An 11811-nucleotide genomic window follows, 5' to 3' on the forward strand; every position below is an offset into this window, starting at 1 on the left:
AACAACAAACAAATTTTCATCCGTGTATAAACTTTATACAATCATCCTGTTTTGCTGGAAATGCGTCTAAAATATGACAAAAAAAGAAGGAGGAAGAACCGGACTGGTCCTTTCTCCTTCGGGAAAAACAGCTTATTTTGCGTTTGCCGGAGCAACTTCAAAATCGATCTTGCCCAGATTGACATCTGCGCGCACGATGGTGATCATCATGGTGTCGCCAAGGCTCCAGTTTTTGCCGGAGACCGGGTCGGACAGGCGGATGCCCTCGGTGAGCATGGTGCCGGAAGGGGTCAGGCTGGAAGCGGGCACAAAGCCCTCCACGCCGTTTTCCAGTTCGATGAACAGGCCGCGCTGGGTCACGCCGGAAATGCGGCCTTCGTAGCACTCGCCCAGATGGCGGCGGGCGTATTCGGCCTTATAGCAATCCTCTGCCTTGCGCTCGATCTGCATGGCGATGATCTCGCGTTCGCTGGACTGCTTGCTTGCCTTTTCGGCAAAGTCGCTGTAGCGCAGCACCATGGTCTCTTTATCAATACCCTTGAGCTGAGCCGTCATGATGCGATGGATGGCCAGATCCGGATAGCGGCGGATGGGGCTGGTAAAGTGTGCGTAGTCCTGCAGGACCAGACCGTAGTGGCCTTTGGGCTTTTCCTCATACACAGCCTTGGACATGCAGCGCAGCATCCCGGTATTGATGATCTGCTCATACGGGCCGCCGCGCACACCTTCCAGGATCGCGCTCAGTTCCTTGGGGGTGGGCACATCCTTGGCAAAGTGGTCGTTGATGCCGCAGGCCTGCAGCAGGGTGTGCAGGCGTTCCAGTTTTTCGGCATTGGGCTCCTCATGCACACGGTACACAAAGGGGATCTGCTTCACGCGGGCAAAGTGGGCGGCGCACTGGTTGGCCAGCAGCATGAACTCCTCGATCATGGCTTCGCTCTCGCCGGAAGTGCGCTTCTTCACGTCGATGCAGTGGCCATCCTCGTCCAGGATCAGCTTTACCTCGCCGCTCTCAATGTCCATGCAGCCGCGCTCCTTGCGCAGGCGGGCACGGTGGCCATACAGCTCCTTCATAGCAGGCAGCTGGCTGAGCACCTCGTGGTACTTGCCCTTCAGCTCGTCGTCTGCGCTGCCGGCAAGCAGAGCATTGATCTCGGAGTAAACACCCTTGACGCGGCTGCGGATGACCGTTTTCGCAAAGCGATAGTCGGTCAGGTTGCCATCCTTGTCCAGACGCATCAGGCAGGAGAACGCCAGACGCAGCGCACCCTCGTTCAGGCTGCAGATGCCGTTGGAGAGCTGCTTGGGCAGCATGGGAACGACCTGATCGGCATAGTAGACGCTGGTAGCACGGTTGAATGCCTCGTTATCCAGCTCGGTGCCGGGCTTGACATAGTTGGAAACATCCGCGATGTGGACACCCAGCTCAAAGCCGCCTTCCGGGGTCTTGGTCAGGCTGATGGCATCGTCAATGTCCTTGGTCTCGGCACTGTCAATGGTGAAGATGGGCAGAGCGCGCAGATCCATGCGGCCCTCGGTGTCCTTTTCAGAGACCTCGGCATTCTCCAGCTTCTTGGCTTCATCGCGGACTTTATCCGGGAAGCGGCTGCGGATATCCTGCGCATAGAGCAGGGCCTTGGCGCAGCGCTTGGCTTCATCCGAATTGCCGAACCGCATGGCAACGCCCACACGGTGATCTTCCTGACGGTTGCCGCGCTGCAGGATCTCCACGGCCACCTTGTCGCCGTCCTTTGCGCCGCCCTCGCAGTCACGCATCAGCTGCATGGAGATGGCCGGGCAGTCATCCGGCACGAATTTCAAGCGACCCTCGATACGGCGGGCAGTTCCCACCAGAGAATTTTTCTCTTCCAGAATGGCAAGAATCTCGCCTTCATCGCTGCCCTCCACACGGGGATGCTCAAACTTTTCCACAAGCACCATGTCACCGGGCATTGCACCGCGGGTAAAGCGGCCCGGGATAAAGATATCGCTGGTGCCGTCCTCCAGCATTACAAAGGCAAAATTTTTGCCCAGTTTGACCACCTTGCACAGCAGAGCCTTGTCTGCACGGCCAGAACGCACCGTAAAGAACACGCCCTGACGCTGGCAGATGACTGCCTCGTGCACCAGCTGGTCCACAGCCTCCATCACCTTGCGGTCCGCACTGCGGTCCCCGCCGAACTTTGCCTTGAGGTCTTTAACTGTGCACGGCTGATTCTGGATCGCGTGCTCAATTTTATCGCGCATTGCCATAATAATCTTTCTCCTTGCTCTTCCATGGCCGCAGCCTCCAACGTGCCGCAGCGCTGCCAGTTGTGGGCCAACTGCCCCACCCTGCCCGGCGGTCAGACTGCCGCCGACATCCTATCATAATACAGAAAAACAGCCCCGTCCTTTACACGGGGCTGCACGAACCTTTTCAGCCTGCCAGACGGCCTGCAAACAGACATGCCAGAATAGCGACCACAAAGAAAACGACACCTGCAATGCGGGTCACCTTGGCCAGCATCTGGTCAGCCGGGGTCAGGCGGGCATTGTTTGCACCGCCCACGCTGCCATTGATCGCACCGGAAAGGCCCTGACCATGCGTGTGCTGCATCAGAGTGAGAAGGACGATGACGAGCGAAGCGACCAGCAGGATCGCACCGCCAACAATTTCGATAACAGACATGGATTGAAACGCTCCTTTATTATATTTCAATAAAAACCACGCAAAAATACAAATATATAGTAGCATAACAAGCGTGAAAAAGCAAGCAAAAACCGCGCATTTTACGCCAGAGTACGAAGCATAGCGCACAGCCGGGCAAAGATGGCTGCACTGGAATAGGCCGTTTCGGTCTGCCCGTCCTGCAGCACGATCACCGTCCAGCGGGGCTTTTCTGCCGGGTAAAAGCCCGCAAACCACAGATTCTTGCGTTCTGTTCCGTCAGCATCAAACTGTCCGGTCTGAGCCGTGCCGGTCTTGCCGCCCGCACCGCCTTCCAGTCCTGCAGCATCCTGTGCAGTGCCCTCTTCCACCACCTGACAAAGCATTTTACGCAGAAGCGCTGCATTTTCCGCGCTCATCACCCGCCTCGACTGCGGATGTGCAAGCGTTTCCAGCGGTGTACCGTCGGTTTCGTCAACCGTGCATTCCAGAAAAAACGGCGTGCGATACCCCCCGCCGGAGGCGATGGCATTCATCATGGCGGCGATCTGCACCGGCGATGCCAGCAGGCTGCCCTGCCCAAAGCTGAAATTGGCAAGCTGACCGCTCCGGGCGAGTTCGGCTGCGTCCGGCAGGTTCCCGGATGCAGCATGCAGATCGCCTGCCAAGCTTATCTCCTGCCCAAATCCAAAACGCTGCGCCGCTTGCAGTAAATTCTCCGCACCCAGCTGCTGCCCCAGCCGTACAAAATAGCCATTACAGCTTTTTTCCAGTGCTTCCTCAAGCCCGATCTGCCCATGCGGCACACCGCCTGCGCAGCGGAAGGTCTGTCCATCGATCACTGCGGCACCCGTACACTCATATTCCGGAAAAGTGCCCTGTTCCAGTGCCGCCGCTGCCAGCACCGGCTTGAACACCGAGCCGACGGTATAGCATTCCAACACGCGATTCAGGAATGGGCTGTCAGGTGCGTCCAGACTGGCGGCAAGGTTATCCGGGTCATAGCCCGGCATGCTGACGCTGGCCCGCACGGCGGCAGAAGCTGTATCCAGAACCAAAATGCACCCGCTGGTCATAGTCTCCGCTGCTACCGCTTCCGCTGCGCGCTGCATTTGACGCGAAATGGTCAGCTGCACCCCCACAGCCTTGCTGTCCTGCCGGAGATACTGCGGTGTTTCTCCGGCTCGCAGCTGTCCCTGAGCGGTGACAGCGCACAGCAGGACGTCATGTTCCCCCGTCCCGGTCAGCAGCTTGTCCAGTGCTTTTTCCAGTCCGGCAGCTCCATGGCCTTCATCATCCAGATATCCGATCAGCTGCTGGCACAACGGTGCTGATGCATACCGCCGGGCAAACGGATAGCACGACACTCCCTGCCAGTAAAGATCACGCTCCACCCTTAGCAGAAATGGCATGGAACGATTCCGATTCCGGTACAAAAGAGCCTGTCCGTCCTCATCGGTATAGGCATACAGACGGGAATAGCTGTTTTCGCCCGGGAAGCAGAGGGCCAGATATTGTGTTTCCAGCCCGGTGAGCAGTGCACCGGTATGATCATAAAAATTTCCACGCCGTGCAGGCAGCGCAAGCCGAACCGCGCTTTGTGCTTTGGCGTGGGCTGCATAAGTCTGGTTCTGTGCCAGAAAATACAGGCGGCACAAAATTACTGCAAAGCTGAACAGAATGGCCGCATACAGCGCCAAGACCCTCTTGCCGGACATAAAATTCCGCCTCCTCTTTTTATAAGGGTGGGCAGAACAGCAGATGAATATGCGATCATACCATCTTGGGCCGTCTCCGTTTCTGACGCAGAGATGCTGTTTTATGCCAACTGCGAATGTAATCTGCAGCAATTTTTAACTAAAAAAGGAGGCGGACCCTCCAAAGAAGATCCGTCTCCTGCATGCTGTTTATTCGCGCAAGACGCTTTTGAGGCTTAGTACATGCCGCCCATGCCGCCCATATCACCGGCAGGTGCTGCAGGTGCCGGAGGTTCCGGCAGATCTGCAACCAGGCTCTCGGTGGTCAGGACCATTTCTGCAACAGATGCTGCATTTTCCAGAGCGGAACGAGTGACCTTGGTGGGGTCAACGATGCCAGCAGCGATCATATCGTCCACAAAGACCTCATTCTGCGCATCGAAGCCGTAGTTGGGCTTATTGGCAGAAATGATCTTGTCGATGATGACACTGCCTTCCAGACCGGCATTCTTAGCGATCTGGCGCAGAGGAGCTTCCAGAGCCTTCAGGACGATCTTGGCACCGGTGCGCTCGTCGCCTTCCAGCGTGTCGCACAGCTCACGCACAGCGGGAATCGCATTGATGGGAGCAGTACCGCCGCCGGCAACGACGCCTTCCTGAACAGCAGCCTTGGTTGCGTTCAAAGCATCCTCAATGCGCAGCTTCTTGTCCTTCATCTCAACTTCGGTGGCAGCACCGACCTTGATGACGGCTACGCCGCCAGCCAGCTTTGCCAGACGCTCCTGCAGCTTCTCACGGTCGAAATCGCTGGTAGCGACCTCAATCTGGCTGCGGATCTGAGAAATACGGGCTGCGATCGCATCCTTGTCACCTGCACCGCCCACGATAGTGGTGTTCTCCTTGGTGACCTTGACCTGACGTGCATGGCCCAGCATCTGGACGGTAGCGTCCTTCAGCTCATAGCCCAGATCGGAGGAGATCACGGTGCCGCCGGTCAGGGTTGCGATATCCTGCAGCATCTCCTTGCGGCGGTCGCCAAAGCCGGGAGCCTTGACAGCGCAGACGTTCAGGGTGCCACGCAGGCGGTTGACGATCAGAGTGGACAGAGCCTCGCCCTCAATGTCCTCAGCCACGATCAGCAGTTTCAGACCGTTCTGCATCACCTGCTCCAGCAGAGGGACCAGATCCTGAATCACGCTGATCTTCTTATCGGTAATCAGGATAGCGGCGTTGTCCAGATCAGCCACCATCTTGTCGGTATCGGTGACCATATACGGGGTGAGGTAGCCGCGGTCGAACTGCATGCCTTCCACGATCTCGTTGTAGGTCTCAGCGGTGGTCTTGTTCTCCTCAATGGTGATAACGCCATCGGAGGTGACCTTCTCCATAGCCTCGGCGATCAGACGGCCGATCTCGGGGTCGCCTGCAGAAATAGTGCCGACGCGGGCGATATCGTTGCTGTCCTTTACCTTCTGGCTGTGAGCCTTGATGGTCTCAACAGCCTTGGCAACAGCCTTGCTCATGCCGCGGCGGATATCCATGGGGTTTGCACCGGCGGTGACATTCTTCATGCCCTCGGTGACCATGGCCTGTGCCAGAACGGTTGCGGTGGTGGTGCCGTCGCCTGCTGCGTCGTTGGTCTTGGTAGCGACTTCACGCACCAGCTGTGCGCCCATGTTCTCGAACTCGTCCTTCAGCTCGATCTCCTTGGCAATGGTCACGCCATCGTTGGTGATGACCGGTGCACCGAACTTTTTGCCCAGCACCACATTGCGGCCCTTGGGGCCCAGGGTGATCTTAACGGTGTTTGCCAGGGTATCGATACCGGCACACAGTGCCTTGCGGGCATCCTCGCCCTGCTTGATCTGCTTAGCCATAATCAAATCGCTCCTTTAAAGCTCAATTTTCAAATATCAGAGGGAAACCGCTCAGTCCTCAACGACTGCCAGAATATCGCCCTGACGGACGATGGTGCACTCTTCGCCGTCCACCTTGACCTCGGTACCGGAGTACTTGCTGGTGAGGACCTTGTCGCCGACCTTCACAGTCATCTTGACTTCCTTGCCGTCCACAACGCCGCCGGGGCCGACAGCGATGACCTCAGCCACCTGGGGCTTTTCCTTAGCACTGCCGGTCAGGATCAGACCGCCCTTGGTGGTCTCCTCAACCTCAACAGCCTTAATGACAACACGGTCTGCAAGAGGAATGATCTTCATAGTTCTTGCCCTCCTATAGTAAAAATATAATTTAAAACTTTGCTGTGTCCAAAGAGCCTCATGTCGGCTCTTCGGTTCTTTAGCACTCCATTTCTCTGAGTGCTAATTGTATTGTACTCATCTTGACCCGAAAAATCAAGACCTTTTTTGCTTCTTTTTGTTAAGAATTTATGACAGATGAAAAAATCAGCCGTACAGCGAAAAAGAGACAGCTTTCTTCTTGGACAAAAAAGCTGTCTCTTCTTCTGGTTTTTCATGTTCGGTCTGCACTCTGTGCCGTCCTCTGCGCTGCAAAGCGCTCAAAAGCAGGCTTTGGCAGAAGGATGCGCCCTGCCAGCGGCTGTACCTGTACAGTGATCTGCTCCTTGGGTGCGCATTCACCGTCTGCCGTGGCAACGATCGGCCCGCGGCCATCCGCAGCGCGCAGGCTCACCTGTTTTGCGCGGCGGTAAATAAAGTACGGCTCTGCAGCCCTGACGAGCTGACCGTTCTGGAAGTGCTTGCCGCTCTTGTACATTCCCAGCAGCTTTGCAATGGTCACGCGGCTCACCTTGCGGATGATATATACATCCAGCCAGCCGTCGTCGGGCTGTGCTTCCGGCGCTGCACAGAAACCGCCGCCATAGGTGCGGCCATTGCAGATGGCACACATCAGGCAGTCCACATCCAGCGTTTCACCATCGATGGTGTACTCCACCCTGCGGCCGATGTGTCCGCACAGCTGTTCCACAATGGAAAGCACATAGGCCATCTCGCCGCCGCACAGCGGGATGCGCCGGAACTTCGGGATGCCGTAGGCAACCTGCGCATCCAGACCGGCAGCGCAGATGGTGGCCGAAAGGCCAAGGCTGGTCTGCATCAGATCGATGCTCACCGGCCCACCGGCCAGCTGGGCATCCAGATCCAGAAACTCTTCCTTTGTACCAAAGGTGCGCAGAAAATCGTTGCCGCTGCCAAAGGGCAGACAGCCCACGGCTGCATTTGCATAGCCATAGATCCCGGTGAGCGCTTCGTTGAAGGTGCCGTCGCCGCCTGCTGTATAGATGCGGAGCTGCTCCCCTGCCTGCCGGGCCTGTCGGGCTGCGGCATTGGCAAGCTCCCGGGCGTGGCCTGCGTGGGCAGTGATCCGAATGGTATATTCTCCCATGGCAAGACCGGCCCGCGCCGCAGCCGCATCGATCTGCCGCGGCAGAGCACGGGTACAGTCTGCCTTGCCGGCAGCGGGGTTCAAAAGAAATAAAGTGCACATGAACTTCCTCCTGCAATTCTGTTTTTCAGATACACCCTGATTCTATGATAACAGAAAACCAGCAGGTTGCAAGATGCATTTTTACTTGGCAGGACGGCGGGGAGTTTCCCCAGCAAATGATCCGAGGGTGGGACCCTGTTGCCGCAGGCAATAGGGCGGGAGCTGGAATGGCCTGCAACAATAGCGACTGCGGCCAGTGGCCGAGGCAAGAAGCTATTGTTGGGGCCGCGGCCAGCAAGATGCGAGCGAGAGCGAAGCAGATGCTGGGTGCCGCAACCCGTTATTTTGCGTGGAAAGCTCCCCGATGGCCTGCCGGGGAAGCCACTACTGTCCGATTTTTACATGGTTACGGTTTCATCCTCCCGCAGGATGATAGAGCCATCGGCCGAGCAGTCTGCTGTCCAGTGCTGGCCGGTACTGGCTGTGCCGGAGGCAATGCGGTCTGCAAGGGCTTGCTCTACTGCCCTGTCCACGGCGCGGCGCAGTTCCCGGGCACCATAGGCTGACCGTGCCTTTGCCGCCAGTGCCCTGCCCACCTGAGGCGTATGGTGCAGCTGATAGCCACTGCCTGCTGCACGCTGTTCCAGCTGGCAGAGCAGTTTTTCCGCAATGGCGCACAGGCTGTCATCTGCCAGCGGACGGAACACGATCATTTCATCCAGACGGCCTGCCAGTTCTGGCCGGAACCACTTTTTCGCTTCCTCAACGGCCTGCGCTGACTGCTTTTCAAACACGGCTTCGCTGCCCGCAGCAAAGCCCAGCGGAGCGCTCTGACCCGCCAGAAAGCGCGCGCCAAGGTTGGACGTAAGCAGCACGATGGTATTGCGGAAATCCGCTTTACGTCCCATGGCATCGGTGAGCTGTCCATCCTCCAGGATCTGCAGCAGGATGTTCTGGATATCCGGGTGGGCCTTTTCGATCTCATCAAACAGGACCACGCTGTAGGGGCGGCGGCGCACAGCCTCGGTAAGCTGCCCGCCCTCATCATGGCCCAGATAGCCCGGCGGGGCACCCAGCAGCCGGGCAGCGGTGTGCTGCTCCTGATATTCCGACATGTCAAACTTGAGCAGTGCCTTTTCGCTGCCGAACCAGCTGACGGCCAGCGCCCTGGCAAGGGCCGTTTTGCCAACGCCGGTGGGGCCAAGGAACAGCATGGCTCCTATGGGCCTTCCCGGCTCCCCAAGGCCGGTACGGCTGCGGCGGATGGCCCCTGCCACGGCAGCGACTGCGCGGCTCTGCCCGACGATCTCCTCGTTCAGGCGCTGTTCCAGCTTTTCCAGCCGTTCCCGTTCCTGCTCTCCAACGCGCTCTGTGGGCACACCGCTGGCCTGTGCCACCACATGGGCGATATCATCCGGGGTCAGCACGGGCTGGGGCTGCTTTTCCCGTTCCGCACGGATGCGTGCCGCTGCGCAAGCTTCATCCACAAGGTCGATGGCCTTATCCGGCAGAAAACGCCCCGGCAGATACCGTACCGAGAGTTCCACTGCCGCCTGCAGGGTCTCCTGCGGAAGCTTTACGTTGTGATAGCGTTCGTAGCGCGGGGCCAGACCGCTGAGGATATCGACGGCCTGTGCAGGCGTAGGCTCCTCCACCTGCACCTTGCCGAAACGGCGTTCCAATGCAGCATCCTTCTGGATATGGGTGCGGAATTCCTCGGTGGTAGTGGCACCGATCATCTGCAGCTCTCCGCGTGCCAGTACCGGCTTTAAAATGCTGGCTGCATCAATGGCACCTTCCGCTGCACCGGCACCTACAATGGTATGGAATTCGTCCACGAACAGGATGGCACTGCCGTCCCGGACCAGTTCTTCCAGCAGGTTTTTGAATCGCTCTTCAAAATCGCCGCGGTATTTTGTGCCTGCCACAAGGCTGGCCATATCCAGTGCAAGAAGACGGCGCCCCTTGAGCGCGCGCGGCACGCGGTCCCCGGCAATGCGCTGGGCAAGACCCTCTGCCAACGCCGTCTTGCCAACGCCCGGCTCCCCCACCAGACAGGGGTTGTTTTTTTGGCGGCGGCATAAGATCTCTACCATGCGGTCCAGCTCCGCCTCCCGGCAGAACACCGGGTCCAGTTCCCGTTCTGCGGCGCGGCGGGTCAGATCACGGCAGTATTTATCACTGGCCCGGCTGCCCCGTGGTGCACCGGCTGCCGCCCGTGTCTGGTATGGCAGGACGAACTGCCCGGACAACTGGCGGCATTCTCTCACAGCCTCTGTGAGCTGCAGCCCCATGGACGCCAGCAGCACGCCTGCCGTGCAGCCATCATCCTCCAGCATCGCGCAGAGCAGATGCTCCGGCTCGGCACGGTTCAGGTGAGCGTTCTGCGCCCCGATGATGGCATAGTCCATGGTACGCCTGAGATCCGGTGCAAGGTCATGGCGGTCCAGATGCAGAGCCGGGGCGCGGCGGGTCTGAGCCAGTTGACGGCGCACTTCCGGCTCACAGATCTGTTTGCCTGCCAGAAACCGCGCTGCTGCGCCCTGATCCTGCTGCAGGATCGCCAGCAGCAGATGGCTGGTATCTGCCTTTTCGCAGCCCAGGTTCCCGGCAAGCTCCACTGCACTGCGCAGCAGTCTGTCCGCCTCATGCGAAAAGCCCTTGTAACCGCCAAAGCCCATTTTTTCCCAGATGCTCATTTGCCTGCTCCTTGCTGAAAAATTCGTTTGCATAAGAAGTATAGCCCCAAAGCACCGAAAAAAATCAGTCGTTTGTGTCGGGATGGGAAAAGCAAAGAGGAGATACCAGTGTGGCATCTCCTCTTTGGCAGATCATGTTCAGTTCATTTCAGCCAGAGCCTTTTTCAGGTTCTTTGCGATCTGATCCGGGCAGCTGGTGCTGCGGAAGCCGCATTTCACATCCTCAAAGCGTTCGATGACCTGTTCGGCCTTCATGCCGCGCACGAGGCTGCAGATGCCCTTCAGGTTGCCATTGCAGCCGCCGATGACTTCCATGCTCTCAATGGTGTGGTCATCGTTCAGTACAAAGTTGGTCTGCTTGGAGCAGGTGCCGCTGTTCGGGAAGCTGAATTCCTTGCTCATAGTTCAAAATCCTCTCTTTTTGACAGACATTCCGACGGTATTCGTCTTCATTTATTATAGGCCGGTCTGTTGGAATGTCAATGTGACCTGCTGCACGGTCATACATCGATCCCACGGCGCTGGTGGGCCAGCTCCAGAATACGGGCGATCTGATCCTCCTCTGTGGTGCAGGTGCCCACCGGATGCGGCACCTTGTGGTTGGCCCCGTGGAAGTCGGTGCCACCCGTATGGATGAGGCCATATTGCTTGCACAGCGCTGCACACTCTGCCTTGTCCTCCGGGCTGTTGCGGGGATGCTCCACCTCAATGCCGTCGATCATTCCCTCTTTGGCAAGCTGGCGTACCAGCGGCATGCTTTTGTAAACGGTCGGGTGCGCAAACACCACCACCGCACCGGCTGCCTTGGCTGTGGCAAGCACCTCCTGCACCGAAGGATACTTTACCTGATGCAGTACCACGCCGCGCGGCTCCCAGCCAAAAAGGTAACTGTACAGCCTGCCATATACGGCATCGCACAGACCCAGCTGATGCAGTGCCTCCATAATGCCGCTTTTGAACAGTACGCCGCTGTCTTTTGCGTATTCCAGTGCCTGTTCCGTGCGGAACTGCGGATACAGCGCTTCAATTTCCTTTGCGCTTTGCAGACCGCACTCGTTGCGGCGCTGGCGCAGGATGTCGCAATGCTCCCTCAGCTCCCGGTTTTCCGGATCCGGATAATAGCACAGCAGGTGCACTCGGTGATGATGCTCGTGGTCGTAGCCGGTGAGCTCAGCCGCCGGGAGCAGATGCACCCCGTCCTGCACCGGGTGCTCATAGCAGTAATTCACACTGAGCAGGGTATCATGGTCGGAAATGGCCATGGTGTCCAGACCCGCCCGCGCCGCCATGAGCGGCAGACGGTGGATGGGCACCGAGCCATCGGAACAGGTAGAATGATTGTGAAGATCGCCGGGCATAG

Annotated in this window: 10 protein-coding genes; all 10 read right to left on the reverse strand. The window is 58.1% G+C overall.

Annotated features, from left to right (window positions below):
* Nucleotides 1–132 precede the first annotated feature (132 nt).
* A complete protein-coding gene (gene rnr / locus ACKXF9_RS10815) occupies nt 133–2253 on the reverse strand; it encodes a ribonuclease R (protein WP_339394853.1) in 2121 nt (706 codons plus the stop codon).
* A gap of 166 nt (nt 2254–2419) precedes the next feature.
* On the reverse strand, nt 2420–2671 hold the full coding sequence (gene secG, locus ACKXF9_RS10820) for a preprotein translocase subunit SecG (protein ID WP_418266178.1): 252 nt from the start codon (nt 2669–2671) through the stop codon (nt 2420–2422).
* Nucleotides 2672–2772: 101 nt separating this feature from the next.
* Nucleotides 2773–4368 (reverse strand): peptidoglycan D,D-transpeptidase FtsI family protein, encoded by a 1596-nt coding sequence (locus ACKXF9_RS10825; protein ID WP_418266179.1) that lies wholly within the window; start codon nt 4366–4368, stop codon nt 2773–2775.
* 215 nt (nt 4369–4583) lie between these two features.
* Complete coding sequence (groL, locus tag ACKXF9_RS10830; RefSeq protein WP_418266180.1) at nt 4584–6224, reverse strand: chaperonin GroEL; 1641 nt, start codon at nt 6222–6224, stop codon at nt 4584–4586.
* 51 nt (nt 6225–6275) lie between these two features.
* Nucleotides 6276–6563 (reverse strand): co-chaperone GroES, encoded by a 288-nt coding sequence (locus ACKXF9_RS10835; RefSeq protein ID WP_005937287.1) that lies wholly within the window; start codon nt 6561–6563, stop codon nt 6276–6278.
* Complete coding sequence (locus ACKXF9_RS10840; RefSeq protein ID WP_418266181.1) at nt 6560–6820, reverse strand: hypothetical protein; 261 nt, start codon at nt 6818–6820, stop codon at nt 6560–6562. The genes ACKXF9_RS10835 and ACKXF9_RS10840 overlap by 4 nt, the downstream gene beginning before the upstream one ends.
* A complete protein-coding gene (locus tag ACKXF9_RS10845; protein ID WP_418266182.1) occupies nt 6817–7812 on the reverse strand; it encodes a diacylglycerol/lipid kinase family protein in 996 nt (331 codons plus the stop codon). Before ACKXF9_RS10845 ends, ACKXF9_RS10840 begins: the two co-directional genes overlap by 4 nt.
* A 338-nt stretch (nt 7813–8150) precedes the next feature.
* Complete coding sequence (locus ACKXF9_RS10850) at nt 8151–10451, reverse strand: ATP-dependent Clp protease ATP-binding subunit (RefSeq protein ID WP_418266183.1); 2301 nt, start codon at nt 10449–10451, stop codon at nt 8151–8153.
* A gap of 138 nt (nt 10452–10589) precedes the next feature.
* Nucleotides 10590–10853, reverse strand: a complete 264-nt coding sequence (locus tag ACKXF9_RS10855; protein WP_418266184.1) for a TIGR03905 family TSCPD domain-containing protein — start codon at nt 10851–10853, stop codon at nt 10590–10592.
* 98 nt (nt 10854–10951) lie between these two features.
* Nucleotides 10952–11809 carry a PHP domain-containing protein gene (locus ACKXF9_RS10860; RefSeq protein WP_418266185.1) on the reverse strand — a complete coding sequence of 286 codons (858 nt, stop codon included), beginning with the start codon at nt 11807–11809 and terminating at the stop codon, nt 10952–10954.
* Nucleotides 11810–11811: the final 2 nt, after the last annotated feature.

The sequence above is a fragment of the Faecalibacterium sp. 9 genome (assembly GCF_048320955.1).
Taxonomy (GTDB): Bacteria; Bacillota; Clostridia; order Oscillospirales; family Ruminococcaceae; genus Faecalibacterium; species Faecalibacterium wellingii.